This is a genomic window from Chelatococcus sp. KU-N122 (assembly GCF_055391085.1).
Genome location: NZ_AP043981.1, coordinates 6,587,894 through 6,608,166 on the forward strand (window position 1 = coordinate 6,587,894; position 20,273 = coordinate 6,608,166).

Genomic DNA, 20,273 nt, shown 5'->3' on the forward strand with positions numbered 1-20,273 from the left:
GAGCCACAGAGGCGGCCGGTCATAAACCGCGGCCTAATTGGCCGCATAGGCTCTGCCGAACACGAAATTCACAACGCCGCGCGAACAATTCGCCGATCTAGGCAATTGATCAAAGAACGCGCATTAAGCAACACCTTCGCGAGGAAATACATCGTCGCGGGCGGAGACAAGGCGTCAGCCCAAGCTGTGCAGAGCGAATTTATAGCCCATGAGCTTGACTATGCCGGGCGCAGCAAGCCCGCCACGCGTCGCGCCGTATCAATCGATGCGTACCGAGACGCTGTCGGTGGTGCCGCGAGCATCGATAACCGAGACACGGGCGAAGCCGGCGCCGTCCGGCGTCCACTCCGACTGGCGCCGGGCCTGGGGGGCTCCGATCGGCACGCCGTTCACCAGCCAGGTCAGCGGCGGTACGCCACCGGTCGCCTTGAGCGCCAGCGGCGATAGCCCGTCCGCCGGTCGCGATGCCCCCAGATCCACGCGCGCGCCGTCCGGTGGAAAGGAAATGTGCAGCGGCCCCACCAGCGAGGCGGCTGCGCTCTTCGGCTCGTCCCGGCGCAGACTGCGCAACGGCGGCGGCAGATTGGCGTTGGTGGCGATGAGCACGCCCTTCGGCGCGGGGATGGGCTCCGGGTCGCTGCCGATCCGGGAGAAGGCGTCGAACAGGATGGGCGCGGCCACCAGGCGCCCGACCAGGCCGGGCACGGCGGCATTGTCCGGCCGGCCGATCCAGACGGCGACCGTATGGCGGCGGTCGAAGCCCACCGCCCAGGCGTCGCGATAGCCGTAGGAAGTGCCGGTCTTGTAGGCGATTCGCCCAGGCGCGGCATTGAGCGGCGGCGGCGCGCCGCGCAGGATATCGGCAATGTACCAGGCGGACACCGGATCGCACAGGCGTGCCTCGGCCCCCTCCTCGCCCGGCCGGTCGGCGCGCCAGCGCAGCGGCAGCACTGCTCCTCCATGGGCGAAGGCCACGTAGAGGCGGGCCAGGTCGACCAGGCGAATCCCCAGGCCGCCGAGCCCGATGGCGAGCCCGGGCGGCGTCTCCTTGGGCACGACGATGTCGGCGCCGGTGCCACGCAGGCGCGCGAGCAGCCGCGCCGGCCCGAGCTCGGACAGCAGTTCCACCGCAGGCAGGTTGAGCGACTGCTGCAACGCCTTGCGCGCCGTCACCGAACCCTGGAACGCCATGTCGAAGTTTTCGGGCATATAACTGCCGTAACGCGATGGCCGGTCGTCCATCATCGTCTCCGGATGGGCGATGCCGTTCTCGAAGGCGAGCGCGTAGATGAACGGCTTCAGCGCCGACCCCGGCGAGCGCAGCGCCCGGGCAGCATCGACCGCCCCGGCCCGTTCGGCGGCAAAATAATCGGGGGACCCCACATGCGCGCGCACCTCGCCCGTGGCGTTGTCGACGGCGACGATCGCGCCGGAGAGCCGCGGCCCGGCGGCGGCGGCGCGGTCGGCGAGCAGCGCCTCGAGGCTCGCTTGCAGCCGGGCGTCGAGCGTCAGGCGGATCACCCGGCTCCGCGCATCGGCGGCAACCACCTGCTCGCTGATGTGAGGCGCCAGCATCGGCAGCGGCCGGCGGGCGCTCGGCACCGGCTCCAGCCGCGCCGCCGCAGCCTCGGCCTCGGTCAGCACGCCGGCGCGCACGGCGCGCGCCAGCACCCGGTCGCGCGCGGCGCGGGCCAGGCGAGGTGCCCGATCGGGCCGGCGCGTCTCCGGCGATTGCGGCAGCGCCACCAGGAGCGCCGCCTCCGCGGCCGAGAGCCGCCGCGGCTCCTTGCCGAAATAGACGAAGCTCGCGGCCCGCACCCCCTCGATGTTGCCGCCGTAGGGGGCCAGCGTCAGATAGGCGGAGAGGATCTCGACCTTCGACAGCCGCCGTTCGAGCTCGATGGCGCGCACCATCTGGCGCAGCTTGGCGCCCAGCGAGCGGTCCTCCCGCGGCTCGAGCAGCCGGGCCACCTGCATGGTGAGCGTCGAAGCGCCGGAGACGACGCGGCCGTGGCTCAGCCATTGTCCGGCGGCCCTCAGGAGCGCCAGCGGATCGACGCCGGGATGGCGCCGGAAGCGGCCATCCTCGAAGGCTTCGAGCACGGCGAGGTAGCGCGGGTCGACGTCGGCCGCCGCCACCGGCAGCCGCCAGCGCCCGTCGGCGGTGGTGAACGGCCGTAGCAGCCGCCCTTCCTTGTCGAGTACCACGGTGGAGCGCTGCTCGAGCGGGGTGAGGTCGAGCGGGCCGAGCGCGTCGACGAAGCGGGCGAGCGCCGCGCAGGCGACGACGCCGAGCGCCAGCAGCGCACCGGCACCCCAGGCGAGGCGCCGCCGCCACCTTCTCCGCGGCCGCGGGGCCGGCTCCGGTGCGGCGGGCCGCGGCCCGCTCACGGCGCGTTCGCCACCTCGACGACGCCAAAGCCGGTCCGGCCGTAGCGGTCTGGCCGGTACATGTCCTCGGCGGTCGCCGGCGGATGCAGGAAGCGGCCGGGCGACACCACGCGCACGATATAGGCGACGTTGATGAAGGCCGGCTGGCCCTTGTCGCGATTGTAGGCGGCGACGAAGCGGTCATCGCGGCATTCGGTGGCGACCGGCGCGACGCCGTCCTGCTTGAGCCACGCGAACGCCTCCATGGACGTGCCGTCGACCAGGTTGGGGTTGTCGATCTCGAAGCCAGCCGGCAGGTGATCGACGACGAGCAGCCGGGCATAGTCGGCCGTTGCCTCGGTGATCTTCAGCGCCACGACGAGGCGATCGTTCTGCCGCACCTTGGCCGGATCGACCTTGCTGCCGTCGAGCCGGTAGTAGCTGCGCTCCACCGTGTAGCCCTGGGCGGCGGGCCCCTCGGGCGTGGCGGGGTTGCCGCCGACCGACATCACCAGCTGTCCGGGCTCCTGCCCGGCGTTGGCGATCGTCACCGGCTGGGCGAGCTCGGCTTCGCTGAAGCTGCGGAACAGCGGTCCGCTCTTCGCCTGGCCGTCGACGGCGACGGACAGCGCACTGGCATCCCGGCCGGCGGCCTCGGCCGCGAGCACCATCCAGGCATTCTCCTGGGTGCTGGTGTACTGCACCGCGGCGCGCGCCTGGTCGACGACGACACTCGCCTTCTGGATGGCATCGCGCGCGACGCCGGCCTCGGAGCCGAGCGCGATCAGCGCCGCCCCGTCACGCAGGCGCGAGCCGTAGTCGGGGCGCGAGACGCCCTGGTCGCGTGCCTGCGCGAGGGCGTCGGCCGCCGCGGCAAACGCCGTCTGCGCACGGCCGCGGTCGCCCAGCAAGGCGAGCGCAGCGCCGATCTGGGCTCGCGCCAGCGGTGTGGCGAAGTCGCCGAGCTTGGTGTCGGCGAAATAGCGCAAGTCGCCCATGACCGGGCGGCGGTTGCGCGCCAGCACGTAGACCGCATAGGCGAGGCCGTCGGACTGCGCGGCGTTGAAGTCGCCGGCGTTGGCAACGGTGTTGCGCAGCCGCTCCAGCGCCAGGTCGAGCGGCCGCTGCGGCACGGCGAAGCCGCGCTCACGCGCCCGCGTCAGGAAATCGCTGACGAAGGCATCGAGCCAGATGTCGTCGCCGCCGACCGACCAGAGCCCGAACGAGCCGTTGCTGTCCTGCCGCGACAGCACGCGGGCGACGGCCTCGGCGATGCGCGGGTTGACGTCGGGATCGACAGCCAGCTGCTGGGCCTGGGCCAGCTGGTTGACATAGAGCAGCGGCAGGGCCCGGCTGACGGTCTGCTCGGTGCAGCCGTACGGGTAGCGGTCGAGCGCGGCCAGCAGCGCCGGCACGTCGAAGGCGGCGTTGGATGCGACCGTGACCGAGACTCTGCCGGAGCCGGGGATCATGTCGGCGAACAGGTCGTTGGACAGGCTGACGCTGGCGCCCGGCGGCAGCGGCCGCACCGTGCGCCGCACCAGGGCCGGCGTACCGGGCTGGACGCGGAACTGCACGGCTTGGCGGGCATCGACGCCGTTGCCGGTGAGGCGCGCCTCGAAGCTCGCCGTCCCCGTGCCGGCCGCCGTCACTGGAATGGCCACCGCGGCACGGCCGCCGGCGGCCAGCTTGAGCGGCTTGTGCGCCACGTCGGCCGGCACCACCACCGGGCCGCGCACGTCGAGGTCGAAGGTGTAGTCGCCCGCCGGCCCCTCGACATTGTCGACCTGCACGAAGACGCGCGAGCGATCGCCGATGGCCATGAAGCGCGGCGCCGTGGGCGTCAGCACCACGGGGTCGCGCACCGTCACGTCCTGGGTGCCGCTGCCGACCTTGCCGCCGGCCCAAGCCGTGGCCATGACGCGGACGGTGCCGTTGAAGTCGGGGATGTCGAAGGTGACGGTAGCCTTGCCGTCGGCACCGACCTTGACCACGCCGGAGTAGCGGGAGAGCGGCGGCTGGGTCGGCGCATCGCCGGCCAGGCTCATGCCGGAATCGCCGCCGGAGCGGATGGCGCCGCGAGTGCCCTGCATGCCGTCGATGAGGAAGCCGTAGAGGTCGCGGATCTCGGTCGCGAGCTGGCGCTGGCCGAAATAGAACTGCTGCGGCTGCGGCGCCTCGTAGCGGGTCAGGTTGAGGATGCCGACGTCGACGGCAGCGACCGTGACGAAGGCCTCCTCCTCCGACGCCAGCCCCGTCACGCTGACGGGGATCGTGAGCTTGCCGCGCGGACGCATGGTGGCGGGCGCATCGAGCGCCACCTTGAGCTCGTGCGCCTCCCGGTCGATGGAGAACCACGACAGGCCCATGGCCCGGCCGGGCATGCGGTTGGCGGCCCGGTCGAGCGGCCGGTAGGCGAACGCCATGGCATAGGCGCCCGCTCCCCAGCCCGCGTCGACGGGCAGGCTCACCGTCGTGCCGCCGGCGGCGAGCGCGACGGTGCGTTCCTGGTAAACCCGGTCGCCGACGATGGCGACCGTGGCGCTGCCGGCGAAGCGCGAATTGATGTGAAGCGTGAGATCCTCGCCCGCCCGGTAGGCGGCCTTGTCGAGCTTCACATCGAGCACGTCGGGCGCATCGGCCGAGACCTCGCCGGAATAACCGACGGTGAATGACACGCTGGTCAGCGTCGGCTGCGGCCCAGCCATGGCCACGTCCAGGCGGTAGGATCCCCATTCCACCGGACTGCTGATACGGGCCGGTGCGTCGGCCGTCGCGTCGATGGTGCCGTCGGCGACGCGGCGGCGCTGCTCGGCCGGCTCGGAGGTCCAGCGGCCGTCGTTGCTGTACCACTGGTAACGACGGTCGATGCGGTAGAGGCTCCACTGCAGCGGCTTGGCCAGGCGCTTGCCGTCCGGGTCCGCCACCACCACGTCGAAATTCGCCGTGCCGCCCTCGGCGAGCTGCGAGAACAGCTTCTTGACGCCGATGACCGGGTCGCGCGGCAGGATCGGCAGCGTCACCGAGCGGGCCACCGCCCGGCCGCCCTCTTCACCCACGCGCAGCGTGATGGTCGCCTGGAACGGCCGATCCTGGGGCAGCTCGTCCATGGGCACGTCGATGCTGACATGCCCCTTGGCGTCGGTCTTGACGTCCGCCTCGATCTCCGAGCTGCCGTCCTCGTACTCTTCGTCGGCGACGCCGACCTCATAGCCCTGGAGACCGGGCACCGCCGTCTCGTCAGCCTCCGAGACCGCCACCTCGCCGCTCACCGCCAGGTCCGCCCCGGGCGCGCCAAACAGGTAGCGGGCGTCGACGTCGATGGTCGCCGGCTCGCCCGGGCGCAGCACCGCCGCCTTCGGCGTCAGCTTCACCTCCAGCCGCTCGGGCACGTAGTCATCCACCAGGAAGCTGGTTTCGCCGACCGGCTTGCCCTTGGGGTCCGTATAGGCCTGCACGCGCCACGTTCCCGTCTGCGCGCCCGACAGCAGCGGGATGGCGAGCGCCCGGCCGCCGAGCCCCTGGTCCTCGACCTGGGCGCGCTTGTATTCGACGCCGTCCGGGCGCTTGACGACGAGCGTCAGCGGCACCCGCGGCACCGCCACACCCTTGCTGTCGCGCAGCAGACTGGTGAGATAGACGGTCTCGCCGGAGCGGTAGACGCCGCGCTCGGCGAACACATAGGCGTCGAGCGCCGCCGGCGCGGCGCGGCCACGTACGCCGCGGTCGGTCAGGTCGAAGGCGTTCTGCTGCAGGTCGAGGAAGCCGTAGTCGTTGTCGGGCCCGCTGGCGACGACGAGGCCCGGCGCCAGGCCGCCGTCGCCGCGCGCCAGCCCCGGATCGAACCGCACCACGCCGGTCGCGTCGGTGCTCCTGGTCGCCAGCACCTCGTTGTTGCGCGCCACCAGCTTGATCTCGATGCCCGCCAGCGGCGCGGCGCTCGCCAGCGACCGCACGACGACGTCGACGCCCTCGTTGCCGGTCATCGCGGTCAGCCCGATGTCGGAGACCACGAACCATTGCGTGGCACGCTGGCTGTAGTCGTCGTTGCCGTCGGCCGTTCCCTCGGCGCTCGCCGGCAACGCCGTCATCACGTAGACGCCCGGGTCGAGCTTGCCGTTGACCGCGTCCAGGATCGGAAAGGCGGTGACGACGTCCTTGTTCAGCTCGTTCTTCACGTCGAGCCGGCCGCTCCAGACCTTGAAGCCCTTCTCGGTGAGGATGGCGTCGATGCCCTGCTGGCTGAGCTGGGAGAGAAAGTCCTCCGAGCGCACGGTAGGCAACAGGCTGCGGTCGCCGATGCGGGCGATGTCCACCTTCACCGTCGCGGTGTTGACGGAGACGACCGGGATGCCCTCCTGCCCGGTGCGTGGCAGCACGTAGTTGCGGCCGGTGAAGCGCACCTGCGGGGAGCGGTCACGGACATAGATCTCGTAGTCGGCGCTCTTGAGCAGGTTCTCGCCGACGGCCGACGGCAGGCCCTGGCGCACCACGATGGCGTAGCGCTCGCCGTGCTTCAGGCCATCGACGCACAGCTGCCGGTCTTCGCCGGAGACGGCCGCGTTGGCGGCGCCCGAGAGGGCGACGAAGGGCGTGAAATCGGTCTTGCGTGCCAGCGGGTCCGAGAACTCGAAGCAGACGCGTGGGCTCGCCGAGTCGGAATCGACCTTGTAGTCGGTGATGCGGAAACCATACTTGGAGCGCAGCTCCTCATAGGTCGTGCGCACCGGGGCATTGTCGGCGAGGGCGAGCGAGGCGGCATAAGCGTCGAGCGACGGGCGCCAGATCTCCCGCTCCGCAAAGGCAGCGCCAAGCTGGGCGAGGGCTGCGGCCTCGTCCGCCTTGGTCGCCGCCGCCTCGTAGGCGGCATAAGCGGCGATCGTTGCCCGCTCGCGCAGCAGGTAGCGGTCGCGCACCCCGTCGCGCTGGACGAGCAGCGCAGCCTTGGCGTAGGCGAGCCAGGCGCCGGGATCCTTGCCGGTCAGCGCGATCGCCTCGGCGGCCCGGGCCAGGGCGACGCGCGGATCGCGCCCGAGCTGCGCGGCGGACTCGCGCTTGAGCAGGTCGGCGTCGCGGCCGGCGGCGAGCGCGGCCTGCGCGGCACGGCCGTTCTCGCTCTTCAGGGTGGTCTCGAGGCGCACCGCGCCGCTCGCCAGATCGTCGCGCACGAAGCTCTTCTCGGCCAGCGCCGGCTGGCCGAGCAGGCTGGCCATGGCCAGGGCCGCGGCCAGCAGACAGGCACGCATCCTCGGGCGGAGGAGAGATGAGAGTCGCACGCCGTTCATCGAATCCTCCCGCCGGCCATCGGACGACGAGAGGCGCCCGAGGTCTTCGCAGGATCATACGCGAATCGGCGGCCAGCGGCCACACGGAGCGCCGGCAGGCGCCTCGCCGCGCTTCAGCTCACGTGCGATGAAGTGTGCGTGGAAGGCGACGGCTTGAATTTCCAAGTTGATGGATAGCCGGGTCGAGCCGGGCCATCCATCCGCTCAAGAAGCCAGATACTCCGACGCAGAGCTCCCGGCGAATGAGCCGAAGCACGCGACTACTGGATCGGGTCCTTCGAGAGCTGCCAGTCCTTTCCGTCGAAGACGCCCATATAGAACACCTTGATCGGCTCATAATCGTCCGGCGAGGTGGCGAGGGTGATGCCTGGCAGCAGCATCGGGCTCTTCTGGCCGTTGAGGTTGGTGGCGTGCTTGAGGATGTTGGCGCGTGTCAGGTCGTCGCCGCAGGCCTCGAGGATGCGGGTCATGATCACGGCGCTCGAGTAGGCGTAGAAGCCCACCTCCTCCTCCGGGGGGATATCGGGCGCCCACTTGGCGCGAAACTCCTCGTACGCCTTCACGTCCGGATCGTCCTTCCACTGCGGGCTCGCGAGGTGCTTGACCGACTGGACGGTGATCATGCCCTTGGCGTTTTCGAGCCCTGCCGCCGAGAGCAGCGAGTAGGTGGCCGAAGCGCTCATCAGATAGTGCAGCACCGGCCAGTTGAGCTCCTTCACCTTGCGGATCGACTGGGTGACGAACTTGCCGGTGGTGACGTTGAAGAAGACGTTCGCGCCCGACTTCGACAGCGTGACAATCTGGGAATCGACCGTGGGCTCCGTCAGGTCATACGTCTGCTCGGAGACGATCACCGTCGCGGCCTTGTCGCCGAGGCCCTCCTTCAATCCGCGCAGGAAGTCGCGGCCGAGGTCGTCGTTCTGGCTCAGGATGCCGAGCTTGGCGTCGGGCTTGTTCTTCAGCAACCAGCGGCCGAAGATCCGCCCCTCGGTGACGTAGAGCGATATGGCTCCGGTCGACCACGGGAACTCCTTCGGCAGGTTCCAGCGCGCGGAGCCCGAACCGATCAGCAGCTGCGGAATACCTTTGCTGTTCAGGTATTTCTGCACCGCCGCCTGGGTCACGCTGCCGTTTGCGGAGACCGTGGCGAGGATGCCGTCGCCCTCCACCAGGCGGCGCGTCGCCTCCACCGTCTTCGCCGGATTGTAGGCGTCGTCCAGGGAGATCAGCGTGACCTTGCGCCCGTTGATGCCGCCCTTCTCGTTGATCATGCGGAAATAGGCGAGCTGGGTGCGGCCGACCATGCCGACGTAGGAGGCAGGGCCGCTGTACGGCATGGTCTGGCCCAGCTTGATCTCCGTGTCGCTGGCGCCCTGGTCGTACGTCTTCTCGGCGGCCCGGGCGGGGCCAGCCGCACCGAGCGCCAGCGCAACGGCGATCGCGGCAAGAGCGTGTACGCGCATATTCGTGTTCCTCCCGATTGTTCCGTCCTGCCCGGCGGCGAACGGTTGGGAGCAACCTATAACATGTTATAGCGATTGTCATGGCACGCGGCGCCGCAGCCCGACGCGGCGCCGAGTGCACGTTGCTACTTGCCTTCGCGCATCAGCGCATAGGCCGTCTGCGCCAGCGCGACCGGCTTGCGGTCGCCGTCGGCAGCGCTGATCGATACGCTGCCGAACGCCATGGTGCGGCCGAGGCGGACGATCTGCGCGTCGGCGAGGAGGTCGATCCGGGCGGCCGGCCGCAGGAAGTGGATGGTCTGGTCGACTGTCGTCATCGGCAGATAGCCGCCCGCGGCCGCGGACACTGCCAGGACCATGGCCGTGTCGGCGACGCTCATCAGCGTCTGCCCGCAGACGACGCCGTTGTCGCGGCATAACCGCTCGGAGAACGGCAGGCGCAGCACGGCGCCGTCCGACCGGATCTCCTCGACCGTGAGGCCGAGATCCTGCACCCAGCCGGCGAACACCGTCGCCAGCAGGTCCTTGCCGGCCGCTTCGTCAAACGAACTCATGAATCCCCCAAGTGAATCGTCATGAACCTCGATCACGCCAGCCGCGCCGGCAGTGACGTGAAGCCGCGAAACCGCGCGCGCCGCGCCCGCTGCGCCGGGCCTCTCGCGACAAAGAGCGGGAAGCGCGCCAGAAACCGGCCGATCGCCACCCGCCCCTCGAGCCGCGCCAGGTTCAGCCCCGCGCAGATGTGAGGCCCCGAGGCAAAAGCCAGGTGCCGGTTAGGATTGCGGCCCAGGTCCAGGCGATCCGCTGCCGCGAACTGCTCGGGATCGCGATTGGCGGCACCGATGCAGAGCGTCACCAGCGTTCCTTCCGCCACGGGGATGCCACCGATCTCGGCCGCTTCCACGACACGCCGGTTGCCGAGCTGATTGGAGCTCTCAAAGCGCAGGAACTCCTCGACGGCGGTGCGGATCAGCCCCGGATCGTCGATCAGGCGCTGCCGCTCGTCGGGATAGCGCAGGAGCAGCTCCAGGCCATTGCCGATCAGGTTCGTCGTCGTCTCGTGGCCCGCGTTCAGGATGAAGATGCAGTTCTGCAGGAGCTCGACCTCGCTCAGGCGCAGGCCCCCATCGCTCTCGCCGGCGATGAGGCGCGTCAGCACGTCGTGCTCCGGATCGCCCGGCCGCTGCCGGCGGTCGGCCACGAGCCGGCGCAGGTAATCCAGAAAGTCCGCCACGGCCCGCTCGCCGGCCTGCTGCGCCTCGGCGGTGAGGACCGGCTCCAGCGCGCCGAGGATCGCCAACGACCAGCCGCGCAGCGGGGCCCGCTCGTCGTGGGGCACGCCGAGCAGGTTGCCGATCGCCTCCACGGGGATGGCGGCCGCGAAATCGTCGACGAGGTCCACATCGCCCAGAGCCTGCATGCGATCGAGCAGCCGATCGACGAGGGCGATCAGGGCCGGCTCCATCTCGGCGATGGCGCGCGGGTTGAGCGCGCCGGCGATCAGATGGCGCACGCGCGTATGCAGCGGCGGGTCGTTGAACACGAGCGAGGTGGTGTGGTGCTCGAACAGCGCCGAGCCCACACCGTACTTGGGCGCGAATTCGACCCTCTTGTCCGAGCTGAACCGGGTCGTGTCCTTGTAGATCGCCTCGAGGTCCCGGTAGCGGGTGAGGAACAGCGTTCCGTCCGGCATGCGATGGACCGGGTCGTCCTCCTGCAGGGCGCGGTAGGTGGGATAGGGATCGTCGTAGAACGACGCCGGCAGGTTCTGCAGGGAAAAGGCCGCGACGGCGGCTGCGCCCGGGAATGCTTCCGTAACGGATTCAGGCTGCGCGATCATGAGCCTTTGCCTCGGTCTGCCGATGCGACGCAATCGGCCTCCGCATCCCCGCCGTCATGGCCGGGCTTGACCCGGCCATCCGTCGGCCGAAGAAAACGTCAGCCCGACAGGGCTGGCCGGATGTCGTGTCCTGAGCGGATGGATGGCCGGGTCAAGCCCGGCCATGACGGCTGGAGCTACCCGACCACGTCGTTGATCTGGACCACGGCCGGGCCGTCGGTGAACTTGGCGACGTCGGCGAAGATCTCGCGGCCGTGGGCTTTGCCGGCCTTCTTGAAATCATCGACCGACCCGAAGGTCAGCAGCGCGATCATGCGATAGTCCGGCGGGCTGCCGTCGGGCTTGCCCGCCCCTCGCAGCACCTGCACGTTGCTTAACCCGAACTCGGTCCAACGCTCCTTGAGCAACGGAATATGTGTCTTCAGATAATAGTCGAGGTCGAACTTGGTCTTCTCGTCCGCCGGATACATCACCATCACTTGAATCATCGCTTCCTCCTCCACCAGCTTCCCGTGCTGATTATGTTCGACTCGCTGATGCCGCCTCGTCACGCCCTCGGCCGGCGGTCGATGATCCGCTTGGCCTTGCCCAGCGAGCGCTCGATGCTCTCGGGATCGAGCACGCGCACGCTCGCCGTGATGCCGATCGTGTCCTTCACCATGCGCTCCAGCCGGTGGGCCGCCGCCTCGCGTGCCGCGAGCTCGACGACCTCCGGCCGGGCTTCGACGTGGACCTCCATCTCGTCGAGGCGCCCGGCCCGCGTCAGCACGATCTGATAGTGCATCGACAGCTCGGGTATGCCCAGAAGCTTCTCCTCGATCTGGGTCGGAAAGACGTTGACGCCGCGGACGATGATCATGTCGTCCGAGCGGCCGGTGATCTTCTCCACGCGCCGCAGCCGGCGCGCGGTGCCGGGCAGCAGCCGGGTCAGATCGCGCGTGCGGTAGCGGATCACCGGCATCGCCTCCTTGGTCAGGGAGGTGAACACCAGCTCGCCCTGCTCGCCGTCCGGGAGCACCTCGCCGCTGATCGGGTCGATCACCTCGGGATAGAAATGGTCCTCCCACACGTGCAGGCCGTCCTTCGTCTCCACGCATTCGCTGGCGACGCCGGGGCCCATGACCTCGGACAGGCCGTAGATGTCGACCGCATGCAGATCGAAGGCCTCCTCGATCTCCTCGCGCATCGCATTGGTCCACGGCTCGGCGCCGAAGATGCCGATGCGGAGCGACGACTTGCGCGGGTCGAGCCCCTGCCGCCGGAATTCGTCGAGGATGGCCAGCATGTACGACGGCGTCACCATGATGATGTCGGGCTTGAAGTCGTCGATCAGCTGCACCTGCCGCTCGGTCATGCCGCCGGAGACCGGGACGACCGTGCAGCCGAGCCGCTCGGCCCCGTAGTGGGCACCGAGCCCGCCCGTGAACAGCCCGTAGCCGTAGGCCACGTGCACGATCATGCCCGGCCGGCCGCCGGCGGCGCGGATGGATCGCGCCACGACGTCGCTCCAGGCATCGATATCCGCCTTGGTGTAGCCGACGACGGTGGGCTTGCCGGTGGTGCCGGACGAGGCGTGGATACGCACCACCTGCGCGCGCGGCACGGCGAACATGCCGAAGGGGTAGTTGTCGCGCAGGTCCGCCTTGCCCGTAAACGGAAACCTTTTGAGGTCATCCAGCGACTTGAAGTCGTCCGGGTGGACGCCGGCGGCATCGAACGCCGCCCGGTAGTGAGGAACGTTGCGATAGGCGTGCCGCAACGTCCACAGCAGGCGCTCGTACTGGTGGGCCCGCAGGCGGTCGACGGACGAGATCTCGAACGGGTCGAGGTCCACCGCCTGCGGCGCCAGCTGCTCGAGCTTTCGTAGAGGAATCTCCAACATCTCATCCTCCCGCTTGGTTTTGTTGTTCTTTTCTTTGGCTTGGTTTGGCTCTTTGGCTTGGGCTTGTCGTCAGCCCTCCCCGGCCAATCGGCCAGCAATCGTGCGGGAATGGCCGCGGAATTCGGCGACGACCTCGCCGCGACCGTCGCGCACCGTGACATCGTAAATACCGCTGCGGCCCTGTAGCGACCGTTCGACTCCATGGGCCCGGAGCAGCTCGCCGCCCATCACAGGCGAGACGAAGGTGATCGCGCAGTGCTGCGCGACGGTGCGCTGGCCACGGGAGTTGCAGGCAAAAGCGAACGTCGAGTCGGCCAACGTGAAGATGAAGCCGCCGTGACAGATGCCGTGGCCGTTGGTCATGTCCTCGCGCACGCGCATCGAGATCACCGCCTCGCCGGGTCCGACCCGTTCCAGCGTCATGCCGAGGGCCTGGCTGGCCCGGTCCGTCGCCCACATCGACCGGGCGCTGCGCTCGGCGATACCCTCGGGTACCGCCTGCGGCTCGGGCGCATCGGTCATCGCGCCGCGCTCCCGGCCATCGGTGCCGTCGGCCCGGCGCCTGGCTCACGGCGCAAACAGTGCGATCGCATCAGGGCACCTCCTTCGAAAGGGCCATCCAAAGCTCAGACCTGGTCGAAATCGACGAGCACACGTGCGCTTCTCGGCCGCGACTGGCAGGTCAGCACGAAATTGGCCGCGAGCTCCCATGGCTCCAGCGAATAGTTGACCTCCATCTCGACCTCCCCCTCCACCAGCTTGGCGCGGCACGTCGAGCACATGCCGCCCTTGCAGGCGAAGGGCAGGTCCAGTCCGGCCCGCAGGGCGGCGTCGAGGATCGTCTCTCCGTCGGCGACCGGCACGCCGCGGCGCTTGCCGTCGATGATCAGCTCGGCACGGCACTTCGCCGGCGCGTCGGACTGCACGGGCGCCTGGACCCGCGGGCGCCCGCCATAGGCGGAGACGAAGCGCTCGACGTGAACAGCCTCGGGCGAAATGCCGAGCTCGGCCAGCGTCGAGGTCAGATCCTCGATCATCGTCTCGGGGCCGCAGAGGAAGGCATGGTCGACCGCGGCGGCCGGCACCAGCGACGTGAGCAGGCGGCGCGCCTTCTCCGCGTCGAGCCGGCCGTTGAGGATCGGCAGGTCCTGTTCCTCCTGGCTCAGGACGTGGAACACCGACAGGCGACCGAGGAAGCGGTCCTTCAGCTCCTCCAGCTCGCGCCGGAACAGCATGTCCGCAGTGGAGCGGTTGCCGTAGAACAGGAAGAAGCGGCTCGACGGCTCGGACGCCAGCACGCCGCGCATGATCGACAGCACCGGCGTGATGCCGGAGCCCGCCGCGAAGGCGACGTGGATACGGCCGTCGCCCGGTGTTGCGGCGAGGCCGAAGCGGCCGGCCGGGCTCATCACCTCGACCGCGTCGCCGACGTTGAGCTCGGCGTTCGCCCAGGCCGAGAACAGGCCGCTGTCGACCCGCTTCACGGCGATGCGCAGTTCGCCGTCATCGGGGCCGGAGCAGATCGAGTAGGACCGCCTCACCTCTTCGCCGTCGAGCATGGTGCGCAACGTCAGGTACTGGCCGGAGGAGAAGCGAAACGCCTCGGCCAGATGCGCCGGCACGGTGAACGCGATGGACACGGCATCCCGCGTCTCACGCCGGACGTCGGCGACGACGAGACGGTGGAAGCGCGGAGCCGCATTCGCCGGGGCGTGCGGCGGCTGCAAGGGAAGGTCCGGCGCGGCGGTGATGATCTGGGGAACCATGGCCTCACCTGTCGATGCGCCGGTCAGTGGCATTTGAAGTAGTCGAACGGCTCGCGACACGCGCGGCAGCGCCAGAGCGACTTGCATGAGGTCGAGCCGAAGGCCGCGATCTCGTCCGTGTCGATCGATCCGCAGCGCGGGCAGGCGACCTCGTCCACGCCGAACAGAGCGCGGCGGCCAGCTCCCTGCCGCGGCGGAGCGATGCCGTAGTCACGGAGCTTGCGCCGCCCCTCCTCGCTCATCCAGTCGGTCGTCCAGGCCGGCGCCAGAACGGTATTGATCTTGACGTGAGCGAACCCCGCCTGGAGGAGCGCGACCTCCAGCTCGAACGCGATCATGTTCACGGCCGGGCAGCCCGAATAGGTCGGCGTGATGTCGACCTCGACCCCTTCGTCGCTCAGCCGCACGTCGCGCAGCACGCCGAGGTCGGCGATGGTCAGCACCGGGATCTCCGGATCGACGACCGCTGCCGCGGCGCGCCAAGCGTCCGCCACGCGCGTCGCCGGCGCAGCGGATGAGGCGCGCTGCTTCGGCGCCGGGGCGTGACGGCCCGTCACCAGCTCGCTCCCGGGTTGGCGCGCTGCAGGTATTGCATCTCGGCGAGCAGATGGCCGAGGTGCTCGCTGTGGCGCCCGCTGCGCCCGCCGCGGCGCATGAAGCCCGTCGGCGGCGGCTCCAAGGTCGCCTCCGCCAGGACCTGCATGACCGTGCGCCGCCACGGCTCGCGCAACGTCTCGGGGTCGACCGCGATGCCGGCGGCGATCATCTGCCGGTCGGTGTCGCCCACCTCGAACAGCTCGTGGGTGAAGGGCCACAGCCCTGCGAGGGCCGACGCCGCCCGGGCCCGGCTCTCGGCGGTGCCGTCGCCGAGGCGCACCACCCATTCGCCGCAGTGGCGCACGTGGTAGGCCATTTCCTTCTCGGCCTTGGCGGCGATGGCGGCCAGCGTCGTGTCGCGCGAGGCCATCATGGCCCGCCAGTACGGCTCGGCGAACGCCGCATAGAGGAACTGGCGCATGATGGTGACGGCGAAATCGCCGTTCGGCTGCTCGACCAGCAGCACGTTGCGGTAGCCACGCTCGTCTCGCCAATAGGCGAACGCGTCCTCGTCGTGACCCTGGCCTTCGGCTTCGCCGGCGTAGGCATAGAGCGCACGCGCCTGGCCGAGGAGATCGAGGCCCATGTTGGCCAGCGCCATCTCCTCCTCCATCGTCGGCGCGCGGGCCGCCCACTCCGACAGGCGGTGGCCGAGCACCAGCGCGTCGTCGGCGCGGCGCAGCACATAGGCAACGAGCGGCGTCTCGCTCACGCGGATAGAACCTGTGGCCATGGCGTTCACCCCTCGTGCGTGAGCGGCACGTTCACATGTGTCCGACCTCGTCGGGCACGTCGTAGAAGGTCGGGTGGCGGTAGATCTTCGAGGCCGCTGGCTCGAACATCATGCCTTTGTCGGCCGGATCGGATGCCGTGATCGCGTGCGACGGCACAACCCAGATCGACAGGCCTTCGCCGCGCCGCGTGAAGAGATCGCGCGCCGCTTGCAGCGCCAGCGTGACGTCGGTCGCGTGCAGCGAGCCCACGTGCTTGTGGGCGAGACCGTTGCGCGAGCGGACGAACACCTCCCAGAGCGGACTATTGGGTTCTCCCACGGGCACCTCCTAAGCAGGATGTCCGAATCCGCCCGACGGGTGGACTCGAAAATCCTGCTGCGCCAGAAAGACCTTGGCTGACATTCGCGGACCGGAACCGTGTTCCGCTCCTCGAATTTCTGCTTAGCTCAGGCGGCCATCCTGGCGCGCCGTTTCGCTGCATAAGCGAGGGCTGCCTCGCGCACCCAGGCGCCCTCGTCGTGGGCCTGGCGGCGGGCCGCCATGCGGTCGGCATTGCACGGCCCGTCGCCGGCAATGACGCGGCGTAGCTCATCCCAATCGATGGCGCCGAACTCCCAATGACCGGTCTCGTCGTTGAAGCGAAGGTCCGGGTCTGGCACCGCAAGCCCTAGAAAATGGGCCTGCGGGACCGTAGCGTCGACGAACTTCTGCCGGAGCTCGTCGTTGGAGAAGCGCTTGATCTTCCAGCGGGTGGAGGTGTCCGAGTGCTGGCTGGCGGTATCCGGCGGACCGAACATCATCAGGCACGGCCACCACCATCGATCGAGCGCATCCTGCGCCATGTCCTTCTGCGCCGCCGTGCCGCGCGCCAGCGTCAGCATGATCTCGTAGCCCTGGCGCTGGTGGAACGACTCCTCCTTGCACACCCGGGTCATGGCGCGGGCGTAGGGCCCGTAGGAGCAACGGCAGAGCGGGATCTGGTTCATGATCGCCGCCCCGTCCACCAGCCAGCCGATGGCGCCGATGTCGGCCCAGCTCAGCGTCGGGTAGTTGAAGATGGACGAATACTTCGCCTTGCCCGTGAGCAACTGCTCGACCATCTCCTCGCGCGAGATGCCGAGCGTCTCGGCCGCCGCGTAAAGATAGAGGCCATGCCCGCACTCGTCCTGCACCTTGGCCAGCAGTGCCGCCTTGCGCCGCAATGACGGCGCGCGGGTGATCCAGTTGCCCTCCGGCTGCATGCCGATGATCTCGGAATGGGCGTGCTGGGATATCTGCCGAATCAGCGTGCGGCGGTAGGCCTCGGGCATCGCATCGTTGGGCTCGATGCGCTCATCCGCGTCGACCCGCTCCTGGAAGCGCGCCAGCAAAGCCGCGTCCTCGACGCCCTGCCCCGCCCCGACCGCACCCGCATTGAGAGCCTGTGTGTACATGGGCTCCTCCCGATTTTGAATCATTATATGTTACATAAAATCAGTCGGCAATAAAATTCTGTAACATATTGCACCGCATCAATCGCTGCGAACCCCGCCTGCCGCTTCAGGCGTCGCCCTGAAACCGCCGGAACACCTCGGGAGCCGGGGGCAACGGCGCCCCTGCCTCGTCGATCGCATGGGCGTCGAGCCAGCGCTCCGATGGGCCGACGAGGTCCCGGTAGAGGCTGGCGCACAAGCTGCGGGCAGTCTCGCCGGGCCAGTCGTCCGGCAGCACCTCGGCGGGCAGCAGCGGATCGCGCAGCACGACGCGGCGGTATTCGTGAATGAGCAGCACGCGCGCCACCAGGGCATCGACGTCGCCGAGGACCTGGTCACGGCCGAGCGCAGCGCGCATGGGCGCGAACGTGGCGATGAACCGGCGGTAGCCGTCCGCCGTCGCCGTCAGCGGCCAGCTGCGGGCGGCCAGCCTCCGCAGCGTGTCCAGGTCCCCGTGCGCCTCGAGCCGAAGCGCATCGCTCACAGGCGCGGGCAGAGGCTGCCCGGCGAGCGCCAACCAGACGCCGGGCGCCGGGGTCCCGAACCCGGCCTCCTCCAGCGCCGCTCTCGCCGGGCGCTCGGTGCCGTTGCCGAGCAGCGCCAGATCGAAATGGCCGGAGAACGCCCGGGGACGGTCGGAATAGATGTGCCGCGTCGCCTCGGCGAAGGTGGCGCGGCCTTTGTCGGCCAGGCGATAGAAGCTGTTGCGGCCCACCTTCCGCCGCTCCAGCCAGCCGTCCGAGGCGAGGCGCGACATGGCCGTCCGCACCACCCCCTCGCCCACGTCGAGCGCCTTGAAGAAGCTGAGCAGCGTGCCGAGCCACACGCTGCCGCCGCGCGGCACGATGGCGTCGCCGTAGACGGTGATGATGATCGACCAGGTGCGCGACGGGGCGGCACGAAGCTGGGCAAGAATCACGCCCAGCGCGTCCGGGCCGGCTGCGTTCGTGGCGGGTGGGACGTGCGGCATGGCCGATTGTTTAGGGCCTGCCGCGCCGTGCGAAAACCCGGCACGGATCATGGATTCTGGAAGTTCGGCGATAACCTGCCTACCATCGCGCCGGAACGGGCGTGGAGAGGAAGCGCCTTCGGGGGTCCCTTGCATGACGATGCTCGCATGACGATGGTGCCTGCCGCGCAAGCTGGCCCCGCCCTGCCGATCCGCGCCTTCGCCCGGGCGACTCTCGCCTGCACCATGCTTCTGCTCGCCGGCGGCGAAGCCGGCGCGCAGAGCCCGCACTCTGCCCAGACGCCGGCCGCGGACCCGAGGCTGGAGGCATCGCGCAAGGCGTTCGAGGCCCTGCCCGAGGCCGAGCGCAAGGCGATCCAGGACGCGCTGGTGTGGGTCGGCACCTACAACGGCGCGACCGACGGCTCGTTCGGCAAGCGCACCTACGACGCGATCTCCGCCTTCGAGACCCGGGCAAAGCTGACGGCCGACGGCATCCTCGAGCCCAGCGAGCGGGCCTATCTGACCGACGCCGCCAAGCGGGCGCGGGACGCCGTCGCCTTCAAGGCGGTCACCGACCCGGCGAGCGGCATCCGCATCGGTGTGCCGACCCGCTTCCTGGACAAGTCCTCCCAGGCCAAATCCGGCACTATCTATGCCAGCAGCCGAGATCGCATGTCGCTGGCGCTGTTCGTTCCGGAGCCTGCGGCGACCCTTTCCGGGCTCTTCGACAAGCTCACGGGCGACGGGCCGCCGACGCGACGCGTCAGCTACAAGGTGCTCCGGCCGGATTTCCTCGTCGTGACCGGGACCGACAACAACCGCCGCTTCTTCACGCGCGTTGCCAAGGGCGAAGCCAAGACGGGCGAGCCCGGCCTGCGCGGGTTCACCTTCACCTACCCGGAGGACGCAGGCGCGGCGTTCGACCGGCTGACCATTGCCATAGCCAACAGCTTCGACCCGTTCCCGGCCAAGCCGGGCGGCGCCGCGGTGACCGCCACGGCCGTCACCCCGGCACCCCAGCCACCGGCCCCGCCGCCCCCGGCCGGCCCTCGTCTCGTCGGCACCGCTCTCACGGTGGCGCCGGGGCGCGTGCTCACCACGGCCGCGGCGGCGGCCGCCTGCCCGGCCCCGCTGGTCGGACGCGCCAAGGCGCAGGTCATCAAGAGCGACAACGAGAGCGGCCTCGCCCTGCTGGAGGCGAACGCGGCCAAGCCCGCGCCGTTCAACCCGGCCAGCGGTGCGGCGGCGGGCGACAGCTTTGCGGTGCCGGGGTTCACCGAGGCGTCGCCGAACGCCGGCGCCTCGGCGCCCACGCTGGGCATCGTCAGCGCCACGGTGGCCGCGCCCCACCCCGCGCTTCGCATCGTCGCGCCCCTGCAGGCGCAGGCGGGCGGCAGCCCGGTCGTCGACCGCTCGGGGCAATTCGTCGGCATCGTCGCCGCGGCAACGGCGCCGCCGCGCCGCGTCGCCGGCGTGGTGCCGCAGATGAGCTACGCCGTGGTGCCGGCGGTGACCGTCGCAGCCTTCCTCGGTGACGCGGGCGTGCCTCCCGGGCCCGCCACGGGGCCCGCAGCCGATGAGCTCACCACCGGCGCCATCGCCGCCGCCTGGGCTCCGGCGTTGGTCGCCGTCGAGTGCGGGGCCGCCGGATCGCCGTGAACGCCAACGGAATCGTCGGCGCGCGGTCCCCGGGCTTCGGCGCGCGATCCCGGTGCGATGCAACATCAGCCTTGACTTCGCCGCATCGAACGCGCACATGCCGCCACGGCGGTCGATGGACCGCTTGGGAATCGGTAACTCCGGCCCGAGCGTTCGGACATGCCGACGGCGTGCGTGCCGCGCGTGCGGAGCGACAAGGCTCCACCCCGCCGACGCCCAATAGGACCTGGGGGCCCCGACACGCAGGGCACTC

Annotated in this window: 15 protein-coding genes; 1 reads left to right on the plus strand and 14 read right to left on the minus strand. The window is 69.8% G+C overall.

Annotation, left to right across the window (positions count from 1 at the left end):
• Window positions 1-258 precede the first annotated feature (258 nt).
• The 14 genes from pbpC to paaX all read right to left on the minus strand — a co-directional run bounded on the left by pbpC (window position 259) and on the right by paaX (window position 18,379).
• Window positions 259-2,391 (minus strand): penicillin-binding protein 1C, encoded by a 2,133-nt coding sequence (gene pbpC / locus ACZ5PO_RS29895; RefSeq protein ID WP_464185963.1) that lies wholly within the window; start codon window positions 2,389-2,391, stop codon window positions 259-261.
• Complete coding sequence (locus ACZ5PO_RS29900; protein WP_464185965.1) at window positions 2,388-7,655, minus strand: alpha-2-macroglobulin family protein; 5,268 nt, start codon at window positions 7,653-7,655, stop codon at window positions 2,388-2,390. The genes pbpC and ACZ5PO_RS29900 overlap by 4 nt, the downstream gene beginning before the upstream one ends.
• Before the next feature lie 260 nt (window positions 7,656-7,915).
• Window positions 7,916-9,136, minus strand: coding sequence for an ABC transporter substrate-binding protein (locus ACZ5PO_RS29905; protein WP_464197112.1), 1,221 nt, complete (start codon window positions 9,134-9,136; stop codon window positions 7,916-7,918).
• Window positions 9,137-9,243: 107 nt separating this feature from the next.
• A complete protein-coding gene (locus ACZ5PO_RS29910; RefSeq protein ID WP_464185966.1) occupies window positions 9,244-9,672 on the minus strand; it encodes a PaaI family thioesterase in 429 nt (142 codons plus the stop codon).
• 32 nt (window positions 9,673-9,704) lie between these two features.
• Entirely contained in the window at window positions 9,705-10,958 is a 1,254-nt protein-coding gene (locus ACZ5PO_RS29915; protein ID WP_464185968.1) for a cytochrome P450, read from the minus strand.
• A 176-nt stretch (window positions 10,959-11,134) separates the two neighbouring features.
• A complete protein-coding gene (locus ACZ5PO_RS29920) occupies window positions 11,135-11,446 on the minus strand; it encodes an EthD family reductase (protein ID WP_464185970.1) in 312 nt (103 codons plus the stop codon).
• 59 nt (window positions 11,447-11,505) lie between these two features.
• Window positions 11,506-12,840: a phenylacetate--CoA ligase PaaK gene (gene paaK, locus ACZ5PO_RS29925; RefSeq protein WP_464185973.1), complete on the minus strand. Its 1,335-nt coding sequence runs from the start codon at window positions 12,838-12,840 to the stop codon at window positions 11,506-11,508.
• 69 nt (window positions 12,841-12,909) lie between these two features.
• Window positions 12,910-13,362 (minus strand): hydroxyphenylacetyl-CoA thioesterase PaaI, encoded by a 453-nt coding sequence (paaI, locus tag ACZ5PO_RS29930; protein WP_464185975.1) that lies wholly within the window; start codon window positions 13,360-13,362, stop codon window positions 12,910-12,912.
• A gap of 104 nt (window positions 13,363-13,466) precedes the next feature.
• Entirely contained in the window at window positions 13,467-14,606 is a 1,140-nt protein-coding gene (gene paaE, locus ACZ5PO_RS29935) for a 1,2-phenylacetyl-CoA epoxidase subunit PaaE (protein WP_464185976.1), read from the minus strand.
• A gap of 23 nt (window positions 14,607-14,629) precedes the next feature.
• Window positions 14,630-15,100 (minus strand): 1,2-phenylacetyl-CoA epoxidase subunit PaaD, encoded by a 471-nt coding sequence (gene paaD / locus ACZ5PO_RS29940; protein WP_464197114.1) that lies wholly within the window; start codon window positions 15,098-15,100, stop codon window positions 14,630-14,632.
• Between the two features lie 59 nt (window positions 15,101-15,159).
• Entirely contained in the window at window positions 15,160-15,936 is a 777-nt protein-coding gene (gene paaC / locus ACZ5PO_RS29945) for a 1,2-phenylacetyl-CoA epoxidase subunit PaaC (RefSeq protein WP_464185977.1), read from the minus strand.
• A gap of 31 nt (window positions 15,937-15,967) precedes the next feature.
• The gene (gene paaB / locus ACZ5PO_RS29950; RefSeq protein ID WP_464185978.1) at window positions 15,968-16,255 is read right to left on the minus strand and encodes a 1,2-phenylacetyl-CoA epoxidase subunit PaaB; all 288 of its coding nucleotides are present in this window, start codon (window positions 16,253-16,255) and stop codon (window positions 15,968-15,970) included.
• A 128-nt stretch (window positions 16,256-16,383) separates the two neighbouring features.
• Window positions 16,384-17,370, minus strand: coding sequence for a 1,2-phenylacetyl-CoA epoxidase subunit PaaA (gene paaA, locus ACZ5PO_RS29955; RefSeq protein ID WP_464185979.1), 987 nt, complete (start codon window positions 17,368-17,370; stop codon window positions 16,384-16,386).
• A gap of 106 nt (window positions 17,371-17,476) precedes the next feature.
• Window positions 17,477-18,379 (minus strand): phenylacetic acid degradation operon negative regulatory protein PaaX, encoded by a 903-nt coding sequence (gene paaX, locus ACZ5PO_RS29960; protein ID WP_464185980.1) that lies wholly within the window; start codon window positions 18,377-18,379, stop codon window positions 17,477-17,479.
• 147 nt (window positions 18,380-18,526) lie between these two features.
• Between paaX and ACZ5PO_RS29965 the strand changes: the two genes are divergently transcribed.
• The gene (locus ACZ5PO_RS29965; RefSeq protein ID WP_464185981.1) at window positions 18,527-20,020 is read left to right on the plus strand and encodes a peptidoglycan-binding protein; all 1,494 of its coding nucleotides are present in this window, start codon (window positions 18,527-18,529) and stop codon (window positions 20,018-20,020) included.
• Window positions 20,021-20,273 lie beyond the last annotated feature (253 nt).

What these genes read in the sequence shown, in the direction of transcription:
- paaE (WP_464185976.1), bottom strand. Translation starts at nt 14,606, where the DNA reads ATGGTTCCCCAGATCATCACCGCCGCGCCGGACCTTCCCTTGCAGCCG.
- ACZ5PO_RS29920 (WP_464185970.1), bottom strand. Translation starts at nt 11,446, where the DNA reads ATGATTCAAGTGATGGTGATGTATCCGGCGGACGAGAAGACCAAGTTC.
- ACZ5PO_RS29965 (WP_464185981.1), top strand. Translation starts at nt 18,527, where the DNA reads ATGACGATGGTGCCTGCCGCGCAAGCTGGCCCCGCCCTGCCGATCCGC.
- paaA (WP_464185979.1), bottom strand. Translation starts at nt 17,370, where the DNA reads ATGTACACACAGGCTCTCAATGCGGGTGCGGTCGGGGCGGGGCAGGGC.
- paaX (WP_464185980.1), bottom strand. Translation starts at nt 18,379, where the DNA reads ATGCCGCACGTCCCACCCGCCACGAACGCAGCCGGCCCGGACGCGCTG.
- paaI (WP_464185975.1), bottom strand. Translation starts at nt 13,362, where the DNA reads ATGACCGATGCGCCCGAGCCGCAGGCGGTACCCGAGGGTATCGCCGAG.
- paaK (WP_464185973.1), bottom strand. Translation starts at nt 12,840, where the DNA reads ATGTTGGAGATTCCTCTACGAAAGCTCGAGCAGCTGGCGCCGCAGGCG.
- paaC (WP_464185977.1), bottom strand. Translation starts at nt 15,936, where the DNA reads ATGGCCACAGGTTCTATCCGCGTGAGCGAGACGCCGCTCGTTGCCTAT.
- ACZ5PO_RS29915 (WP_464185968.1), bottom strand. Translation starts at nt 10,958, where the DNA reads ATGATCGCGCAGCCTGAATCCGTTACGGAAGCATTCCCGGGCGCAGCC.
- ACZ5PO_RS29910 (WP_464185966.1), bottom strand. Translation starts at nt 9,672, where the DNA reads ATGAGTTCGTTTGACGAAGCGGCCGGCAAGGACCTGCTGGCGACGGTG.
- ACZ5PO_RS29900 (WP_464185965.1), bottom strand. Translation starts at nt 7,655, where the DNA reads ATGAACGGCGTGCGACTCTCATCTCTCCTCCGCCCGAGGATGCGTGCC.